At 68.4% G+C, this 16,965-nt stretch carries 20 protein-coding genes; 11 read left to right on the top strand and 9 right to left on the bottom strand.

Features of this window, described 5'->3' with window-relative positions:
• Positions 1–53 precede the first annotated feature (53 nt).
• Both ACGFSB_RS19360 and ACGFSB_RS19355 read left to right on the top strand, forming a co-directional pair.
• The gene (locus tag ACGFSB_RS19360; protein WP_393401161.1) at positions 54–1,094 is read left to right on the top strand and encodes an oligopeptide/dipeptide ABC transporter ATP-binding protein; all 1,041 of its coding nucleotides are present in this window, start codon (positions 54–56) and stop codon (positions 1,092–1,094) included.
• A 19-nt stretch (positions 1,095–1,113) separates the two neighbouring features.
• Positions 1,114–2,505 (top strand): hypothetical protein, encoded by a 1,392-nt coding sequence (locus ACGFSB_RS19355; protein WP_393400487.1) that lies wholly within the window; start codon positions 1,114–1,116, stop codon positions 2,503–2,505.
• A 160-nt stretch (positions 2,506–2,665) separates the two neighbouring features.
• On the opposite strand, the gene ACGFSB_RS19350 is transcribed toward ACGFSB_RS19355, so the two are convergent.
• The 3 genes from ACGFSB_RS19350 to ACGFSB_RS19340 form a co-directional block, all read right to left on the bottom strand.
• Positions 2,666–3,079 carry a DNA-binding protein gene (locus tag ACGFSB_RS19350; protein WP_393400484.1) on the bottom strand — a complete coding sequence of 138 codons (414 nt, stop codon included), beginning with the start codon at positions 3,077–3,079 and terminating at the stop codon, positions 2,666–2,668.
• Entirely contained in the window at positions 3,061–3,345 is a 285-nt protein-coding gene (locus ACGFSB_RS19345; RefSeq protein ID WP_393400481.1) for a hypothetical protein, read from the bottom strand. Before ACGFSB_RS19345 ends, ACGFSB_RS19350 begins: the two co-directional genes overlap by 19 nt.
• Positions 3,346–3,889: 544 nt before the next feature.
• A complete protein-coding gene (locus tag ACGFSB_RS19340; RefSeq protein ID WP_393400479.1) occupies positions 3,890–4,501 on the bottom strand; it encodes a TetR/AcrR family transcriptional regulator in 612 nt (203 codons plus the stop codon).
• 144 nt (positions 4,502–4,645) lie between these two features.
• Between ACGFSB_RS19340 and ACGFSB_RS19335 the strand changes: the two genes are divergently transcribed.
• The 7 genes from ACGFSB_RS19335 to ACGFSB_RS19305 all read left to right on the top strand — a co-directional run bounded on the left by ACGFSB_RS19335 (position 4,646) and on the right by ACGFSB_RS19305 (position 8,728).
• Positions 4,646–5,380, top strand: coding sequence for an SDR family NAD(P)-dependent oxidoreductase (locus ACGFSB_RS19335; protein ID WP_393400476.1), 735 nt, complete (start codon positions 4,646–4,648; stop codon positions 5,378–5,380).
• Between the two features lie 38 nt (positions 5,381–5,418).
• Positions 5,419–6,042 carry an NADPH-dependent F420 reductase gene (locus ACGFSB_RS19330; RefSeq protein WP_393400474.1) on the top strand — a complete coding sequence of 208 codons (624 nt, stop codon included), beginning with the start codon at positions 5,419–5,421 and terminating at the stop codon, positions 6,040–6,042.
• A 34-nt stretch (positions 6,043–6,076) separates the two neighbouring features.
• Positions 6,077–6,967 carry a TIGR03619 family F420-dependent LLM class oxidoreductase gene (locus ACGFSB_RS19325; RefSeq protein WP_393400472.1) on the top strand — a complete coding sequence of 297 codons (891 nt, stop codon included), beginning with the start codon at positions 6,077–6,079 and terminating at the stop codon, positions 6,965–6,967.
• Positions 6,968–7,179: 212 nt separating this feature from the next.
• A complete protein-coding gene (locus ACGFSB_RS19320; protein WP_393400470.1) occupies positions 7,180–7,440 on the top strand; it encodes a type II toxin-antitoxin system Phd/YefM family antitoxin in 261 nt (86 codons plus the stop codon).
• Positions 7,437–7,706: a Txe/YoeB family addiction module toxin gene (locus ACGFSB_RS19315; protein ID WP_164295355.1), complete on the top strand. Its 270-nt coding sequence runs from the start codon at positions 7,437–7,439 to the stop codon at positions 7,704–7,706. Before ACGFSB_RS19320 ends, ACGFSB_RS19315 begins: the two co-directional genes overlap by 4 nt.
• Before the next feature lie 342 nt (positions 7,707–8,048).
• A complete protein-coding gene (locus tag ACGFSB_RS19310) occupies positions 8,049–8,324 on the top strand; it encodes a hypothetical protein (protein ID WP_393400468.1) in 276 nt (91 codons plus the stop codon).
• Entirely contained in the window at positions 8,321–8,728 is a 408-nt protein-coding gene (locus ACGFSB_RS19305; RefSeq protein ID WP_393400466.1) for a PIN domain-containing protein, read from the top strand. The genes ACGFSB_RS19310 and ACGFSB_RS19305 overlap by 4 nt, the downstream gene beginning before the upstream one ends.
• Positions 8,729–8,966: 238 nt before the next feature.
• Here the strand turns inward: ACGFSB_RS19305 and ACGFSB_RS19300 are convergent, their stop codons facing one another.
• From ACGFSB_RS19300 to ACGFSB_RS19290, 3 genes are all read right to left on the bottom strand, one after another.
• Positions 8,967–10,280 (bottom strand): replication-associated recombination protein A, encoded by a 1,314-nt coding sequence (locus ACGFSB_RS19300; RefSeq protein ID WP_393400463.1) that lies wholly within the window; start codon positions 10,278–10,280, stop codon positions 8,967–8,969.
• A 103-nt stretch (positions 10,281–10,383) separates the two neighbouring features.
• A complete protein-coding gene (locus ACGFSB_RS19295) occupies positions 10,384–10,761 on the bottom strand; it encodes an MmcQ/YjbR family DNA-binding protein (RefSeq protein ID WP_393400460.1) in 378 nt (125 codons plus the stop codon).
• Positions 10,758–11,153: an MmcQ/YjbR family DNA-binding protein gene (locus ACGFSB_RS19290; RefSeq protein ID WP_356856400.1), complete on the bottom strand. Its 396-nt coding sequence runs from the start codon at positions 11,151–11,153 to the stop codon at positions 10,758–10,760. Before ACGFSB_RS19290 ends, ACGFSB_RS19295 begins: the two co-directional genes overlap by 4 nt.
• Positions 11,154–11,241: 88 nt before the next feature.
• On the opposite strand from ACGFSB_RS19290, the gene ACGFSB_RS19285 reads away from it, so the two are divergent.
• Entirely contained in the window at positions 11,242–12,189 is a 948-nt protein-coding gene (locus ACGFSB_RS19285) for a helix-turn-helix domain-containing protein (RefSeq protein ID WP_393400457.1), read from the top strand.
• A 69-nt stretch (positions 12,190–12,258) separates the two neighbouring features.
• On the opposite strand, the gene ACGFSB_RS19280 is transcribed toward ACGFSB_RS19285, so the two are convergent.
• On the bottom strand, positions 12,259–13,251 hold the full coding sequence (locus ACGFSB_RS19280; RefSeq protein WP_393400454.1) for an aldo/keto reductase: 993 nt from the start codon (positions 13,249–13,251) through the stop codon (positions 12,259–12,261).
• 124 nt (positions 13,252–13,375) lie between these two features.
• Here ACGFSB_RS19280 and ACGFSB_RS19275 point away from each other — a divergent pair, with 124 nt between their 5' ends.
• Positions 13,376–13,999 carry a TetR family transcriptional regulator gene (locus tag ACGFSB_RS19275; protein ID WP_393400452.1) on the top strand — a complete coding sequence of 208 codons (624 nt, stop codon included), beginning with the start codon at positions 13,376–13,378 and terminating at the stop codon, positions 13,997–13,999.
• A gap of 255 nt (positions 14,000–14,254) precedes the next feature.
• On the opposite strand, the gene ACGFSB_RS19270 is transcribed toward ACGFSB_RS19275, so the two are convergent.
• Complete coding sequence (locus ACGFSB_RS19270; RefSeq protein WP_393400450.1) at positions 14,255–15,277, bottom strand: alcohol dehydrogenase catalytic domain-containing protein; 1,023 nt, start codon at positions 15,275–15,277, stop codon at positions 14,255–14,257.
• A gap of 61 nt (positions 15,278–15,338) precedes the next feature.
• Complete coding sequence (locus ACGFSB_RS19265) at positions 15,339–16,775, bottom strand: carboxylesterase family protein (RefSeq protein ID WP_393400448.1); 1,437 nt, start codon at positions 16,773–16,775, stop codon at positions 15,339–15,341.
• Positions 16,776–16,965 lie beyond the last annotated feature (190 nt).

Here is a 16,965-nt window from a genome sequence, read left to right as displayed (position 1 = left end):
GTGTCCTGGATATCCGGGACACCCAGGACGCTCAGGACACCGCCATGGACCCGCTGATCCGCCTCAACAACATTCATGTGCGGCACAAGGCCCGCAGCGGCGGCGTTCTGCGCCGGGACTCCGTCTACGCCCTAACCGACGTCTCCCTCCAGGTCCGCCGCGGCGAGATCCTCGGCCTCGTCGGGGAGTCCGGCTGCGGCAAATCCACGTTGGCCCGCGCGGTCACCGGGCTGCAGCGACCCACGGAGGGACAAGTCCTCTTCCGCGGCCGGGATGTGTGGGAGATGTCGGCAGCCGAACGCCGCACGGACTTCGGGCCCTCCGTGGGCGTCGTCTTCCAGGACCCGTCCACCGCACTCAACCCACGCCTGCCCGTCCGCCGCATCCTGCGCGACCCCTTGGACGTGCACCGGCGTGGCACGAGGGAAGCCCGCGAGGCGCGCGTCGCGGAACTCCTGGACCTGGTCGGCCTGCCCGGCCACACACTCGACGCCCTGCCCGGCCAGCTCTCCGGCGGCCAACGCCAACGCGTGGCCATCGCCCGCGCCCTCGCCCTCGAACCCGAGCTCATCGTCGCCGACGAACCCACCAGCGCCCTCGACGTATCGGTGCGCGCCCAGATCCTCAACCTCCTCAGCGATCTGCGCGAACGCCTGGGCCTCGGCATGGTGTTCATCTCCCACGACGTCCAGACCGTGCGCTACCTCGCGGACCGCATCGCCGTGCTCTACCTGGGCCGCGTCGTCGAGGAGGGGCCGGCCGAACAGGTCACGGAGCAAACCCGGCACCCGTACACGGAGGCTCTATTGTCGGCGACGCCGAGCCTGCTGGAACGCCCGGAGCGCATCGTGCTGCACGGCCCGGTGCCCTCCGCCACCCACCCGCCCACCGGCTGCCCCTTCCGAACCCGCTGCTGGAAGGCGGACGACGCGTGCGCAACCGCGTTCCCCGACCAGGCAGGCGACGCCGAGGCACACCGGTGGCACTGCGTACACCCGCAGGGCGAGGCAGACGTCATCCGATCGAAGGCTCTCTCAGGTCGTCTGGAATTCCCGCGGAAGCTGCGGGCATTGTCTCCAGGGCAGCGCAGCTAGAAACCGCAGGGGGGACCACATGCACCAGGCCCTCAATGAGCGGCAGCAGGCCGTGCTCGACTGGGTGGGCCAGGGGTGTCCCGACGGAGTCTGGCCGGACAGCACGTACAAGACCAGCGGACAGGCCCTGCAGAACCGAGGGCTCATCAAAGTCACGAAACGCCGCGGGCATTGGAGCGCCCACCTCACCGAGAAGGGGCGGCAGCACCTCACCGAACGCGGCATCCATCCCTTGGAGCAGAGCACCCCACCGCCGGAACGGCCCGCTCGAAAACCGGCACCGCCGCGCCCCAGAGCCGCGCCGAAGGCCCTTACGAACTACGCGGATCAGCTACTCGAAGAACTGGCCGCTGCGAACGACGGCTGTCTCATCAAGCCCATCGAATCCGGCCCGCACGCGGTGAATTGGGCGACACGGGTCAACGCCGCCCGCAAGTCCGGCAAGATCCCACACACGCAGGAACTCCACGGATACCGCACCCACCGCGGCTACGAGATCAAGCTGGTCGACATCCCTGCCTGGCGCCTCGCGGAACTCACCCCGCTCCATGTTCCGGCCAGACTCACCAAACCCCATGCCGTCGTGGCCGCCCTCCAAAAGCAGCCGCAGCCCATGGGCCTGACCAAACCCCTCCAGGGCCGAGCCCTGCGCATCATCCAAACCCTCATCACCGCCACCGAAGCACAAGGCCACAAGGCAGCGCTCGGAACCACACAAGGCGCTCCCCCACCCCATCGGCGCCGCAAGGCACCACCGCACTTCTCCATCACCGCCCAAGGCGAAAGCGTCGGATTCCTCGTCCTTCAAGAACAAGATCGCAGCGAACACGTCCCCACTGACAAGGAGCTCGCCGAGGCCAAGAAGTACTCATGGATGCGCATCGCCCGCTTCGACTACACCCCCTCCAGCCGAGTGCGTTTCATGCTCCGCGGCGGCAGCCCGCACCGCGCAAGCGAATGGGCGGATCTCCCCGACCGGCCTCTGGAAGAACAACTCGCCGAGATCGCGCAGGAGGTCGGTCTACGCGGCGAAGCCGCGGAGCGTAAACGCCTTGCAGACCAGAAAGCCAGAGAGGTACAGCAAAAGCGCTGGGAAGCCGCCATGCAGGAAGCCCACGCCGCCTACGCCCACGCCTACCGCGTCAAACGCCTCGGAGAACAGGCAGACACCTGGTGCCAGGCCAGCCGCCTGACCGAATACATCGCAGCAGTACGCGACCACGCCACATCACTTCCGCCCGGGCAGGAGCGGACCGAGATCGAGGCGTGGCTCGCGTTCGCGGACGCGCACCTCCAAATCCTCACCGAATCGGTCTCAGCACCGAAACTGCCCACGCCGCCGAAGCCCAGCGGCGACGACCTCAAGCCCTTCCTCGGTCACTGGAGCCCCTACGGGCCCCGCTCCTACTGAGCTTTGACTCCGCCCGCGACCTACGGAATTTCACCAGGCGGAAGAGCGGCAACATAGCGGCGGATCGCCGGTTACCGAAACCGGTGGTCCGCCGAATACTGGTAGTTCCACCGCCACTCACTGATCAACCGTCGAAAGGCAGAAGCCGAACCAGGGGAAATCACACCGCCACGAGCCGGACCCGCTCGCCGCACAGCTTCGTCATGTCGTCGATATCGGAAGTCAGCATGACCACGGGGCGGTGCTGTCGCAGCGCGGCCTCGGCGACGGCCGCATCGATCGCGTACTTGTGTCCGTGCAACCCGGTATTCATCAGCAACTTCGAGGCCGCCCTCGCCTCCTCGTCGCCCACCGGGACCACGCGCAGTCCGGAAAGCACCCAGTTCAGGCGGGACTTGTTCGTACGGGCGTGGACGGCTTCGATGATGGTGAGCGCACTGATCACGACCTCCATGCCACGCGAGCGCGCCTCAGCGATCAGAGCCACCACCTGCTCGTCGTCGGCGAGCAGCTTCGAGAGTCCCTCGCTGTCGAGGACCAGCGTCCCCTCGTGACTCAGCCTGCGGCGGGCCACTCGGCCTCCTCGGCGAACACCTCGTCGAACACCTGCCGCGCCCGCTGACGAGTCGTCTCGGACACCGGCCCCTTGCGGCTCTCGTAGTCCGCCAGATACTCGTCAAGGACCTGCCCGCGCAGCTCACGCTCGACTGCCTCGGCGATGAACGCGGAGAACTCCCGCTTCCCCACCCGAGCCCGGATCGCCTCCGCCGTCCCCTCCGGCAGCGACAGGCTCACCCGCGTCGCCGGGCCTTCCCCGATGCTGTACGTCGTCTCAGCCATGCCCCCGATTGTGTCAAACGAGTAGGAAAAGCGCCACGTCCGCACTACCTTCACAGCTCGGTCAGCGCCCTGCTCGCACAAATCCCAGCACGGACACCCTCATCCCATCCCAGCACGATCCCAGCACGGTAGGGATGAGCAGGGGTGATGACAGGTGACGAGGGGTCAGCTATCCCAGCACCATCCCAGCACGGGAAAAAACTAAGGGCCCGACTCCGAAGAGTCGGACCCCTTCTGACCTGCATGTTTGCCAGATCAGCGACGCGGTGGCATGTCACCCACTACACATTGAAGCGAAATGTTTGATGCAGGGCTCCCACCTGCGGAAACGTCGTTTCCGAGGGGTCTCTCCCAGCACCATCCCAGCACGGGAGTTCCGCCCCAGCACCGTGCAGCTCGTAGTTGCGACGAGTCGTGTCGCCGATAGCTCGTCGCTCGACCCAGCCCTGCGCCCAGACCTGCAGGCACACGGCTCCCCGAGCGGGGTCCAAGCCGGCGCCCGAGTTCTTGTCACGCGCGTCCAGCCCGGCCGCGGAGTGCCACGTCAACTCGGCACTTCCTCCCGTCGCCGGTCATCGCCGGCTGTGGCGGGGATGGCGTTGTCGATGAGGACGGCGGCGATGGCGGCGGCAGTGGGGAAGGCGTCGGCGTCGAGGACCCGGGTGCGGGCCGCGGCGCCGTCGATGAGCAGCGCGAGCTGCTCGCCGAGTTGTTCGGGGTCGGCGGCGCCGGCTTCGCGGGCGGCGTCGGCGAGCCGCGCGGCGACGGCTTTCTTGTACTCGCGTGCGTACTGCGATGCGGGGTGCTGGGGGTCGTGGAGTTCGACGGCGGCGGCGATGTAGGGGCACAGGGGGGTGGTGGGGGGGATGTCGAAGGCGGCGAGGAGCCGTTCGCGGGGCGTGAGGTCGGTGCGGTCGAACACGCCGGACAGAACGGAGGGGTCGAACCGGCGCAGGTACTCGGCGACGAGTTCGTCCTTGCCGGTGAAGTGCTGGTAGGCGGTGCGCTTGGACACCTGGGCCGCCGCGCAGAGCTGGTCCATGCCGGTGCCGTTGATGCCCTGCTCGCGGAACAGCTGCTGGGACGCGCCGAGGATGCGCTCGCGGGCGCCCCGTCCGCGGCGGCTACCCGTGGGGCCCTTCTCCAACTCCGTCATGGGCTCAGCGTACCGCAGCTAGGTAACGAGCGGTGTACATAGCTTGCGCCCCGACCGCCCACCCCGTACGTTAAGCACACAGGGCGGTGTACTTAAAGTCGACGCCCCAGGTACATACGGCACCACCGACCCAAGGGAATGACTATGGGAAAGCTCGACGGCAAGGTCGCGGTCATCACCGGCGGCACCACCGGCATGGCCCTGGCCGGCGCGAAGCTGTTCGTCGACGAGGGAGCGCACGTCTTCATCACCGGCCGCCGCCAGGAAGCCCTGGACGAGGCCGTGAAGCAGATCGGCCGCAACGTCACCGGCGTTCAGGGTGACGCCGCCGACCTGGACGACCTGGACCGCCTGTACGACACCGTCAAGCGGGAGAAGGGCAGTCTCGACGTGCTGTGGGCCAGCGCCGGCGGGGGCGAGCCCGCTCCGCTCGGCGAGATCACCGAGGCCCAGTTCGACACCTGGTTCGGGCTCAACGCCCGCGGCACCCTGTTCACCGTCCAGAAGGCCCTCCCGCTCTTCAACGACGGCGGCTCCATCCTCATGACCGGCTCCAACGCCTCCCTCGGCGCCTTTCCCGGCTGGAGCGTCTACGCCGGCAGCAAGGCAGTCCAGCAGGCATGGGCCCGCGTCTGGCTCAACGAGCTCAAGGACCGCCGCATCCGCGTCAACGTCCTGACCCCCGGACAGGTCGCCACCGCCAAGCAGGCAGAGCTCTTCGACGAGGCCACCAAGCGCCAGTTCGAGTCCCTCATCCCCCGCGGCCAGATGGGCCGCCCCGACGAAATCGCCACCGCCGCCCTCTTCCTCGCCTCCGACGACTCCAGCTACGTCAACGGCATGGAACTCGTCGCCGACGGCGGCACCACCGCCATCTGAACCGAACAACCCACAACCAGCACAGGACAGGAAATCTCATGAGCAGCATCAGCATCATCGGCACCGGGAACATGGCCCGCACCATCGGCGCGCGGGCAATAGCGGGCGGCAACACCGTCGAGGTCATGGGCCGCGATCAGTCCAAGGCCGCCGACCTGGCCAAGGCTCTCGGCGGCGGCGCCACGACGGGAGAATGGGGCACCGCCCCCGCCGGGGACATCGTCATCGTGGCCCTGCTGCACGACGGCGTCGTGCCTGTCGTCACCCAGTACGGAGACGCTCTCGCGGGCAAGGTCATCGTCGACATCAGCAATCCCTTCAACAGCACGTTCGACGGTCTTGCCCACCGCGAGGAGACCTCGATCGCGCAGGAAGTCGCCAAGGCGGCCCCGGCCGGCGCCACCGTGGTGAAGGCGTTCAACACCGTCTTCCGTCATGTCCTGGAGAAGGGCCGGCCCGACGTCTTCCTCGCCGGTGACAACGCGCAGGCCAAGGCAAGCGTGGAAGCGTTCGTCGAAAGCCTCGGGATGCGCCCGCTGGACGTCGGCGGCCTGAAAATGGCGCACTGGCTGGAAGGAGCGGGCGTGGTCACGGTGGGCCTCGCCAACAACGGGGTGGGGAACTTGGACTTCGCCCTCAGCATCACCGAGCTTCCCGTCTGACCAAACGGTTGACGGAACACCGAAGGGGCTCGCCATGAAGCTTGGTTTCACACTTCCCATAATCGGGCCCGCTATCAGCAGCGCAGCTGGCCTGAGCGCGTTCTGCCGCGGGATCGAGGACCTTGGCTACGACACGCTGTGGGTCGGCGATCGCCTGGTCCAGCCGGTCGATATGCACAGCACCTATCCGGGCAAAGAGCAGCCGTACCCGCCACAGATGAAGCGTTACCTCGACCCGGTGCTGCTGTGGACCGTCGCCGCGACGGCGACCAGCCGGGTGCGGCTGAATGCCAGCACGCTCAGCACCTTCTACTACGAGCCGCCGCACCTGGCCCGGATGCTGACCACGCTCGACGTGCTCAGCGACGGCCGTCTCGATGTCGGCGTGGGACTCGGGTGGATGAAGGACGAGCACGACATCTCCCGCAGCGCGGACTGGCGCCGGCGCGGACGGATGCTCGATGACCTGCTGGCGTTCCTGCACGAGTGGTGGACGGCCAACCCGGTCTCCTGGGAAAGCGAGTTCTTCTCGCTGCCGGCGGTCCACGCCGACCTGCGCCCGGTGCAAGCGGGTGGGCCGCCCATCTGGATCGGCGGTGCCAGCGAGGCCGCGATGCGCCGGGTCGGCCGCAGCGCCACCGGCTGGCTCGGGATCGATCTTCTGCCGGACGAGGTCGCCGACCGATTGTGGTCGCTCGCGCGCCAGGCGGCGCAAGAGGCCGGCCGCGATCCCGACGCGCTGAAGAAGGCCATACGCATCAACCTCGAACCGGGCACGTCCGTTGGTGCGCTGGCCGACAAGCTCAAGCGCTTCGCAGAGTCCGGTGCGGACGAGGCGTTCGTGGACGCCTTCGCACTGTTCCCCGACCTTGACCAGATGCTTGACTTCGCCTGCCAGGTGATCGAGCGCACCGGTCGGTTGTGACCACCCGAGAGCCGGACGACCAAGGACGTCCTCGCCTGCTTGTTCGCCGAGAACGCGGAGTTGACCATCCCGCTCGGCGATGAGCCGCCCATTGGCCGCGAGGCCGTCGTGGAAAAGGCCGGTAGCCTCCTCCCTTGGTACCGAAATCCGTACCGATGGTGTACATTTTTCAGTACCATATGAGGGTGGCCGGAACGAAAGGGACAACAGCAATGACGATCACCGGAACCGAGGCGCGGAGGGACTTCTTCCCCCTGCTGAAGAAGGTCAACGACGATCACGCGCCGGTGCGGATCGCCTCCAAGCAGGGAAACGCCGTCCTCATGGCGGAGTCCGACTACGAAGCGTGGACGGAGACCATGTACCTGCTCGGCAACGCGCGCACCGCCGCTGAGCTGATGGAGTCCGTTGCCGAGCTGGACGCCGGACGCGGCACTGCGCGCGACCTGATCGACCCGGAGGCGGCGGAGTGAAGGTCATGTTCTCCACTCGCGCGTGGGAGCAGTACGCGCAGTGGGCCATGACCGACCGGCGCACCCTCAAACGCATCAACGTCCTGATCGCGGACATCCAGCGCAACCCCGATGACGGCAACGGCCTCGGGAAGCCCGAGATGCTGAAAGGCGCACTCAAGGGCTGGTGCTCACGACGCATCACCGAGGAACACCGCCTCGTGTACCGGGTGAGCGGTGACGTACTGGAGATCGCCCGCGTCTACGGCCACTACACCGACCGCTAGTTAGTGGGTCAGCCCCGGATCGCCTCACAGGTGACGAGGGGGCAGCTGTCCCAGCACCATCCCAGTACGGGAAATACAAAGGGCCCGACTCCGAAGAGTCGGGCCCCATCTGAGCTGCATGTTTGCCAGATCAGCGACGTGGTGTTACGTCACCCGCTACACGTTGAAGCGGGATTCCACGACAAGGCTCTGACCTGCGGGTATGCGGGCGCATCCCAGCACCATCCCAGCACGGGAGCCGCGACAAAGTACAAGAAGATCCGGAGCGCCAAGACTATGCGTCACCGATGCAGCCTGCACAGCACCCCGACGATGTAATAGTTCCTGTACTAGACTGGCTTCATGAAGTCACCCCGCCCCGGAGGCACGGAGAACATCTCCGTCTCGATGCCCTCGGAACTCCTCGGTGTTCTGCGTACGCGCACCGGCAAACGCGGCGTGTCCGCCTACGTGACCGCGGCGGTCCGGCATCAGCTGGCGATGGACGGCCTCGCCGAGATCGTGGCCGCCTACGAAGCCGAGCACGAACCGTTGAGCGAGGCCGAGATCCAGGCCGCGCAGCACGAGTTGTTCGGTGACGCACCGGCGCCGTACGCATCCGGCGACAGTGCCGCATGAAGGAACCCACAGCCAGGTCCCTGGTTCTGGACTCCCAGGCACTCTCGCTGCTCTTGCGCAACGACCGCCAGATGATCACCCGGATCGAGGCCGCCCGGCGCGTAGGCGTGCCCGTCCTCGTATCGGCCCTGACCGTGGTGGAGGCCGTCTACGGGAAGACAGATACCGCCCGGCTGCGCTGGGTGCTCTCCCGCCTTCAAGTCCAAGACGTCACCCAGGTGGACAGTCTCACTGCGGTGCAGCTCCTGAGCGACGCCGGCGGCCTGCACGGCCACAAGTACGCCATCGACGCCCTCGTAGCCGCGATGGCGCTCCGCTCCCCGGCACCCGTCCTCGTAATGACCTCGGACCGCGACGACTGGTCGAAACTGTGCGGCGACGGAGTACAGATCAAGGACGTCTGACCTTGGGATTTACCCCTTCCAACGAAGACGACTCGCGACCCGAGAACGGCTAACGCCGATGTTAGTAACATCGGCGTTAGTCCCATGCGTGGGGAATCCACTTCGCCAGCTGTCCCTCACGGTCGCGAGTCGTGGATCCGCACACCTCCGGACCGCGCGGCATCGAATGCGCGGATCGCACGACGACTCATCACCCTTCTGTCGTGTGCGGGCTCTGTCCGCTGCCCATACGTCCACGTCAGCCGCTGCGCCTACGAGCGCGCAAGCCGGTCCAGTGGCGCAGGCGCTCGGATATCTGGGACTCGTAGCCGTTGCGGGTGGGCTGGTAGTAGGTCTCGTGGTCCATGCCGTCGGGGAAGTAGTCGGCGCCGGAGAAGCCGTCGGTGGTGTCGGGGTCGTACTGGTAGTCCTTGCCGTAGCCGATGTCCTTCATCAGCCGGGTCGGGGCGTTGAGGATGTGGGCGGGCGGCATGAGTGAGCCGGTGCGGCGAGCGGATCGGTGGGCCGCATTGAAGCCGCGGTAGACGGCGATGGACTTGGGGGCCGTGGCGAGGTACACGACGGCCTGGGCGATCGCCAACTCGCCCTCGGGTGAGCCGAGTCGCTCGTACACGTCCCAGGCGGCAAGGGCCTGCTGGATGGCGTGCGGGTCGGCGATACCGATGTCCTCGTTCGCGAAGCGGACCAGGCGGCGGGCCGCGAACAGGGGGTCCTCGCCGCCGTCGAGCATGCGGGCGAGCCAGTACAGGGCCGCGTCCGGGTCGGAGCCGCGCATCGACTTGTGGAGGGCGGAGATCAGGTTGTAGTGGCCCTCCTGCGCCTTGTCGTACAGAGGGGCGCGCTGCTGGATGTGGTGGGCGAGCGCGGCGGCGTCCAGGGGGGTGCCGGGGGCCGGGAGGGCCTGGAGCTGTTCGGCGATGTTGAGGAGGTAGCGGCCGTCGCCGTCGGCCATGGCGATCAGGGCGCGGCGGGCGTCGTCGTCCAGTGGCAGCCGGTGGCCGGTGAGGTCCTCGGCGCGGTCGAGAAGTGTGGACAGGCCGGCTTCGTCGAGGCGTTTGAGGACGAGGACCTGGGTGCGGGAGAGGAGGGCGCCGTTGAGTTCGAAGCTGGGGTTCTCCGTGGTGGCGCCGACCAGGGTGATCGTGCCGTCCTCGACGTAGGGCAGGAAGCTGTCCTGTTGGGCGCGGTTGAAGCGGTGGATCTCGTCGACGAACAGCAGGGTGCCTTGGCCGATGGTGCGCCGGCTGCGGGCGGCGGCGAAGACCTTGCGCAGCTCGGCCACGCCGGAGAAGGTGGCCGACACCGGTTCGAAGGCCAGGTTGCTGCCGTCCGCGAGGAGGCGGGCGATGGTCGTTTTCCCCACGCCGGGTGGGCCCCACAGGATGGCGGAACCGAGGCGCCGCTGGGCGACCATGCGGCCCAGCGGGGCGTCCGGGGCCAAGAGGTGGTCCTGCCCGACGACGTCCTCCAGTCGGGTGGGACGCAGCCGGTCGGCCAGTGGCCGGGCGGGCTCCTCGTCGAAGAGCGGCAGGGTCGCTTCGGTCGGTTCCATCGGTCTCTCAGATTGCGGGCGGAGCTGTGCGGGCGTGGCGAGCCTTGCACAGGGCACTGACAAGCGCGGGCTCAGCGGCTCGTGCGCGCGCTTGCGGTGCTCATCAGGTACGGGGATGGGGCCGGGGGCGGTCGCGTTGCGGCAGCCGCGCGACCGCCAGGTCGTAGGAATCCTCGACTGCGCCGGTGACCAGCCGCTTGGTGATGCCGGGGCCTGGTCCGAGCGAGATCCAGTGCCGTTTGTCGAGGTAGCGGCCCGGTGTGATCGAGGCGTGGGCGTGCATGTGCGCGCGGGCGTGTTCGGGTTCGCACTTGACCGTGATGATCTGCTCGTCCGGGTCGTCGGTGACGATCAGGAACACCTTGCCCGCGACCTTGTAGACGTCCAGGTGCTCGGTGAACGGGTAACCGTGGTCCGTCCCGGGCAGCGCGAGGGCCGCGTGGCGGGCGGTGTCCTGGACCCGGTCGCCGGCCGCGCTCACCGGGCCGCCCGCATGCGGATGCCGTAGGTGTGCGGGTCGACGGGCCGCTCGGCCCTGGGCAGGCGAGCGACCACAAGTCGGTAGGAGTCGGTGACGAGCTCATCGACGAGTTCCCTGTCGACGCCGTCCCCGCCCTCCAGCGTGATCCAATGTTTCTTGTTCATGTGGTAGCCGGGGGTGATGTGGCTGTACTGCTCCCGCAGGGCGTGGGCCTCGCCGGGGTCCGCCTTGAGGATCACGACCGGGCGCCCCGGGACCTCGGTCATCAGCATGAACACCTTGCCGCGCACCTTGAAGACCTCCCAGTCGTCGCCGAAGGGATGCTCCAGCTGGGCTCCGGGAAGCCCCTCGGCGCGGTCGGCGGCGGTCTTGTGCAGGGTCGTTCCGTTCATGGGGCGTTGCCTTCCTCACGGGGTGGTCGCGGCGGCACACCCCATCCTTCCTTCGAAGCCGACAAATAGGGCAGTAGGCTGCGGACACATGATGGTCGACAAGCGACAACCCAGCCCGAGCGGACAGGCCGGACGGGCCGCGGTCCCGTTGTACGGTTTCCAGCCCCCGGTCGGCACCCCGTACGGCCTGGAGGTGAGCACCGTCGAGGACTTCTTCGCCCAGCACGAGGACTGGCCGTGGAACCCGCCGCGTCCGGGCCGCGCCACCTTCCACTACCTCATCGCCGTCACCGAAGGCGAGTTGCGGCACGACGTCGACCACCTCACGCGGATCGTCAGCCCCGGCCAGTGGCTGTGGGTGCGCCCCGGGCATGCACAGTGCTGGCATCCGCCCAGCGCCGCTCGCGGCACGTTCATCCTGTTCGAACCGGATGTGCTGCGGCCCGACATCGCCCGCCTGCTGGCCCCGCTCACCGCACACGGGGCTCCTTGCGTGCTGAGCCCGCACCCCGACGACGCCGCCTGGCTCCAGCAGACGGCACTCCAGCTTCTGGACGAACACCGCGCACTCGGGCGTCGGCCCCTCGACGTCCACCACGCCCTGCGGCGCAGCCTGCTCGAATCGCTGCTGCTGCGCCTGGCCAACGCCCCCGGGATCACCCCCGCCGACACGAGTGCCGGCACGAGCCGTGGTGACACCTACAGACGGTTCACGGACGCCCTGGAGCTGCACTTCCGCGAACTGCACCAAGCCGCGGACTACGCGGAGTTGCTCGGCTGCTCGGTCCGCACCCTCAGCCGCGCCGCCCGGGAAACCACCGGCAAGGGGGTACGTGAACTCATCGACGAACGGCGCCTGCTCGAAGCCCGGCGCCTGCTGGGAAGCGCCCGATGGGATGCCCGGTCCGTGGCCGGCCACCTCGGCTTCACCGATCCCGCGAACTTCGGCCGCTTCTTCCGCGACCGCACCGGTCTCACCCCGACCGCCTTCGCGGCCGACGAGACCACGACGCTCCCCCCGCCTCCCGCTGGTTGAGGTTCCCGAGCCCCCGCGTGCCGCCTTTGACCGACGGGCCCAGCCTCGTACGCGCGGGTGTCGGCACGGTCAGTCTGTGGTGAAGCTGGACAGCACTGCGGCCGGGAGGCGGCTGCCCGCCGAGCCGTGGGGAAGGATCTCCGTGATGCGGGCCAGATCGGTGGCGGAGAGCCGGACGTCGGTGGCGCCGGCGTTCTCCTCGATGCGCTTGGTGCTGCGGGTGCCGGGAATGGGCGCGATGCCCTCACCCTGGGCGAGCAGCCAGGCCAGCGCGAGCTGGGCGGTGGTGATGCCCTTGGTGTCAGCCAGATCCTTGAGCTGCTCGGTGGCGTGCAGGTTGTAGGTGTAGTTCTCGCCCTGCCAACGTTCGTCCCAGCTGCGCATGTCGTCCGCGGCGTACTCGCTGGCGGGCTTGACCTGGCCGGTGAGGAAGCCGCGGCCGAGCGGGGAGTAGGGCACCAGGCCGATGCCGAGTTCCCGCAGAACGGGAAGGATCTCCTCCTCGACCTCCCGCTCGAAGAGCGAGTACTCGTACTGGAGCACGGAGACCGGGGTGACGGCGTGGGCGCGGCGGATGTACTGGGGGCCGACGTTGCTCAGGCCGAAGTACTTCACCTTGCCTTCGGTGATCAGTTCGCCGACCACGCCGGCGACCTCCTCGACCGGAATGTCGGGGTCGGAGATGTGCTGGTAGAAGAGGTCGATGTGGTCGCTCTGCAGGTAGCGCAGGCTGTTCTCGGCGACGTTGCGGATGTTTTCCGGGCGGCTGTCGAAGGCGGGGCTGGTCACCGGGGCGGTCATGTCGAAGCCGAACTTGGTGGCAAGGACCACCTCCTCGCGGAAGTCCTTGACTGCCTCGCCCAGGAGCATCTCGTTGCTGCCGGTACCGGCGCCGTACAGCTCGGCAGTGTCGAAGAAGTCGACCCCGAGTTCGTGGGCGCGGCGGATGGTCGCGATGCCCTCGTCGTCGTTCGAGGCGCCGTAGGCCATGGACATGCCCATGGTCCCCAGGCCGAGCGCCGAGACGCGCAGACCCTGAGAGCCCAGATTGCGGTGCTGCATGAGTTCACTCCCTGAGTAGTTCGCCGGCTTCACCCGCAGAGGTCAAACCGAACTGTTCCGTTTGACTCTACGCGCCGATCGCCTGGATGCCAAACCAAACGGTTTGGTGCTCTATCCTGGGACCATGTCCCAGTCCCGCGACTCCGGCCAGACCGCAGCGCCCGCAGCCGCCGCCGGCGACACCACGCGCGAGCGCATCCTTACCGCTGCCATGGAGGAGTTCGCCCGCCACGGCATCGCCGGCGCCCGTGTGGACCGCATCGCCAAACTCGCCAAGACCAGCAAAGAACGCGTCTACGCCTACTTCCGCGGTAAAGACGCGCTCTATGCCGCCGTCGCCGCACGGGAGTACGTCGTCATCGCCGAGGCCACCCAGATAGACCCGTGCGACCTCCCTGGCTACGCGGGCCGCCTGTTCGACTACTTCGTCGCCCGTCCAGACCACCACCGCCTGATCACCTGGGGCCGCCTCGAACTGCCGGGCACCACAGCCGTTGCCGACGATCCCGCCCAGGCACTGCTCGTCCGCAAAATCGACCAGCTCCGCCAGGTGCAACAGGCCGGACAGCTCGACCCCGCCTGGGACCCGGCCGACGTCCTCGCCCTGGTCAACCAGATCGCCATGACCTGGGCATCACAACCCGAACTCAGCGAGGCCGCCGCCGCACACGCCGTGGACCCCACCACCGCCGCCCGCCGCGCCGCAGTGGTGACCGCTGTCGAGCAGCTTTTCCCTCGAGCGCGCTGAGGCCCCCCGACCTGCGGCAGCCCTGCCCGAACGTCCCCCGAACGGCGCCGGCCGCCCTTGCCGCTCACCAATGGGCACATCCTGCTGACGAATCAGCGCTCCCGGACCAGGCAACCGAAAAAATCTGCCGCTGTCTGGTCCGTCAGATGTTCTCTCCTTCGGAAACAACGGGCAGGGGCGACGCTCACCGCCGGGCTGAGGCACTCACTGCGCACGATGTGTGCGATGACCTTGTCGTTTCTCGTTGCCCAGGTCTCAGTCGTCCAGGACGACGACGTGCTTGCCCGGCGTGGTGCCGGACTCGACGTCGGCCTGGGCGTCACGGACCTGTTCCAGGCCGTGGTGGACCTTCGCGACCGGGACTTTGAGGCGCCCTGCGGCGATGGCCTGGAGCTGGTGGGCGAAGGCGTCGGCCGGGAGGTCGGCGGCTTGACCGCCGTAGGAGGTCAGCCGCACCCCGTTGGGGATCATGAACGGCGTGAAGTCGGGGATCGTCCACTGGCCCGCCAGGGCTCCGGTGAAGCAGACCGTGCCGTGCCGGCGGACGGTGCGGAGGGTGTCGGCGAGGACCGAGCAGCCCACCAGTTCCAGTGCGGCATCGACGCCGTCCGGCATCAGCTCGCTCACCTGGTCGGCGATCGTGCCGCTGTCGACGAGGGGATGGTCGACGCCCGCGGCCCGCAGTTCCCCGGCCCTCTCCGGGCTGCGGGTGGTGGACAGCACGGTGGCTCCGAGGTCCTTCGCGAGCGTGGCCGCGCTCAGCCCGACCGTGGATGTGCCGCCGCGGATCAGCAGCGTCTGCCCCGCCTGCAGACCGAGGCCGACGGAGAGGGAGCCGTACGCGGTCTGGAACATCTCCGGCAGGCCGCCGACAACACCCCACGGCAGGCCGGAGGTAAAAGGGATCACCTGGCAGGCCGGGACGGTGACGTATTCGGCGTACGCCCCGTCGAAGGTGCGACCCATCCCGCCCATCATGGTCGCCACCTGCTGCCCCGGCCGCAGCCCGCTGTCCTCGTCGGACTGGTCGACCACGCCGACGCCCTCGATACCGGGGATACGCGGGTAGGTGACCTCCGGGTCCGACTCGCCCTTGCGGGTGCTGACTTCGGACTCGTTGACGCCGAACGCCTTCACCTTGATCCGCACCCAGCCGGGCTTGCGGACGGGCACCGGCACATCCTTGATCTCCAGTGCGTCGAGGCCGCCGGACCGGGTAACGACGACGGCCCGCATGATCGCCGGTGCGGCGTCGGCGGCTGCTGTCCGTTGACTCATATCGAGTTTCCTTACTCTGTTTTGCCCCCTTGGCGCGCAGTTCCGCATCGCCCGCCGACCGTCAGGGGCGGTCGATGCTCTCCCACAGGTCGAGTGCCTGCTGGTAGTGGGCGCCGGCCTCGAAGGGAGGGTTGCCGACGCTTTCCGAGGTGGGCCGATCTGTGACGGCGGGCCACAGACGGGACTGCTCGCCGGTGGCGAAGTCGAGCACGATGTCGCGGATACGCGTGTCACGCTCGGCCTGTTCTGCGCTGCGGCCCGGCTGTTCCTGGCCGACCAGGGCGTACATCTCGGTGCCGTGCACGGCGGGCGCGCCCTCGGCGGGCCCGACCAGAAGGAGATGGGCGTTGCCGCCGCCGGCGGCGTGGGCGAGAGCACCGCGGGCTGCGGGGAGCCCGAAGATGTAGTCCGTCAGGAGCGCGGCGCGCACCTCGGCCGGGGTGCGGCCGCCCTGGTCGTAGGCATCGACGACCTTCTGGGCGTGCGAGCGGGGAATCCGCCACCCCGCGACCTCGTCGACGATGCGGTCGACGGTGTGCGGGTCGAACCGGTCGAGGTCGTTCGCCACCCACCAGCCCATGTCGTCACTGGCCATGCTCAGCAGCACGTCGACATCGCGCTGCGCGCCCGAGGCGAGGACGTCCATGGGGTGGGCGTGCAGCACTGCGCCCGGCTGCCCGGTATCCAGAACGACGCCGAGGCTTGTGCTGTCCATCCCGCCGCGGGCTCCGAGGTCCGTCGGGGTGACCTTGCGCAGGGCGTCCACCAGGGAGGCCGTGTCGAGATCGATCAGCTTCTCAGGGTTGTCCGCGACGCCGAGTTCGCTGACGAACCGGTGCGCGAGCTCCTCGGCCCACCAGGCCGGCTGGAGACGCGAGGGCCCGGCGGAGAACCCGGCCAGTCGCCGGTACAGGCCGTTGGCGGAGGCGGCGCCGAGCAGCCCGAAGGTGGAGTAAGCGCCGCCGCTGTGGCCATAGACGGTGACATTGTCGGGGTCGCCGCCGAAGTGGGCGATGTTCCGCTTGATCCAGGTGAGCGCGGCGATGACGTCCTGCAGGCAGAGGTTGCTGGCCTCGGCGAGCCGGCCGCCGTACTGCGAGAGCGAGAGCGCACCCAGCGCGCCGAGCCGGTAGTTGACCGACACGCCCACCACGCGCCCCGACGCGGCGAGCCCGGCGGCGTTCGAGGTGATCTGCGTGTTCGCGCCGAACTCGAATCCGCCGCCATGGATGTACACGGTCACCGGCAGCACCTTCGCGGCCGGCTGCTCGGGAGCCCACACGTTCAGGTTCAGGCAGTCCTCGCCCGTCCCGCTGTCCGCTTCGAGCCAGTCGCCGGTGTCGGGCTGGACGGAGGCGACGCCCTTGCGGTCGTAGGGGAGGTCCGGATCGAAGTCCGCGACTACGGGGCGGCGGTACCGCTCGGCGGTGGCGTACGGAATTCCCCACCAGGACCGCACCCCTGGTGCGGTCGGGGCCTTGGGCGCGGTGGCGGTCATAACAGTCCTTCCGGCGCGGTCCGGGTGTTCGCGCGATGTATCGGCGGCTGGTCGCTCATGGTGACGCTCTCCCATCGTTCCCTGGGATTCGACACATCGCCCGTCGGCCAGCGGTCACCTGATGGTCACCAGGTGACAGTCAGCCGCTCCTCTTCCTCATCGTCCGCGGACCCCCTGCGGCCCCACGCCC

The organism is Streptomyces sp. NPDC048441 (genome assembly GCF_043200235.1).
Lineage (GTDB): Bacteria > Actinomycetota > Actinomycetes > Streptomycetales > Streptomycetaceae > Streptomyces.
This window is presented reverse-complemented; position numbering and strand designations above follow the sequence as displayed.

Excerpts from the sequence above, each read along its gene's own strand:
- ACGFSB_RS19270 (WP_393400450.1), bottom strand. The coding sequence starts at position 15,277 with ATGAGTCAACGGACAGCAGCCGCCGACGCCGCACCGGCGATCATGCGG.
- ACGFSB_RS19275 (WP_393400452.1), top strand. The coding sequence starts at position 13,376 with ATGTCCCAGTCCCGCGACTCCGGCCAGACCGCAGCGCCCGCAGCCGCC.
- ACGFSB_RS19340 (WP_393400479.1), bottom strand. The coding sequence starts at position 4,501 with ATGACGGAGTTGGAGAAGGGCCCCACGGGTAGCCGCCGCGGACGGGGC.
- ACGFSB_RS19345 (WP_393400481.1), bottom strand. The coding sequence starts at position 3,345 with ATGGCTGAGACGACGTACAGCATCGGGGAAGGCCCGGCGACGCGGGTG.
- ACGFSB_RS19335 (WP_393400476.1), top strand. The coding sequence starts at position 4,646 with ATGGGAAAGCTCGACGGCAAGGTCGCGGTCATCACCGGCGGCACCACC.
- ACGFSB_RS19265 (WP_393400448.1), bottom strand. The coding sequence starts at position 16,775 with ATGACCGCCACCGCGCCCAAGGCCCCGACCGCACCAGGGGTGCGGTCC.
- ACGFSB_RS19280 (WP_393400454.1), bottom strand. The coding sequence starts at position 13,251 with ATGCAGCACCGCAATCTGGGCTCTCAGGGTCTGCGCGTCTCGGCGCTC.
- ACGFSB_RS19325 (WP_393400472.1), top strand. The coding sequence starts at position 6,077 with ATGAAGCTTGGTTTCACACTTCCCATAATCGGGCCCGCTATCAGCAGC.
- ACGFSB_RS19355 (WP_393400487.1), top strand. The coding sequence starts at position 1,114 with ATGCACCAGGCCCTCAATGAGCGGCAGCAGGCCGTGCTCGACTGGGTG.
- ACGFSB_RS19320 (WP_393400470.1), top strand. The coding sequence starts at position 7,180 with ATGACGATCACCGGAACCGAGGCGCGGAGGGACTTCTTCCCCCTGCTG.
- ACGFSB_RS19305 (WP_393400466.1), top strand. The coding sequence starts at position 8,321 with ATGAAGGAACCCACAGCCAGGTCCCTGGTTCTGGACTCCCAGGCACTC.
- ACGFSB_RS19310 (WP_393400468.1), top strand. The coding sequence starts at position 8,049 with ATGAAGTCACCCCGCCCCGGAGGCACGGAGAACATCTCCGTCTCGATG.
- ACGFSB_RS19285 (WP_393400457.1), top strand. The coding sequence starts at position 11,242 with ATGATGGTCGACAAGCGACAACCCAGCCCGAGCGGACAGGCCGGACGG.
- ACGFSB_RS19300 (WP_393400463.1), bottom strand. The coding sequence starts at position 10,280 with ATGGAACCGACCGAAGCGACCCTGCCGCTCTTCGACGAGGAGCCCGCC.
- ACGFSB_RS19290 (WP_356856400.1), bottom strand. The coding sequence starts at position 11,153 with ATGAACGGAACGACCCTGCACAAGACCGCCGCCGACCGCGCCGAGGGG.
- ACGFSB_RS19330 (WP_393400474.1), top strand. The coding sequence starts at position 5,419 with ATGAGCAGCATCAGCATCATCGGCACCGGGAACATGGCCCGCACCATC.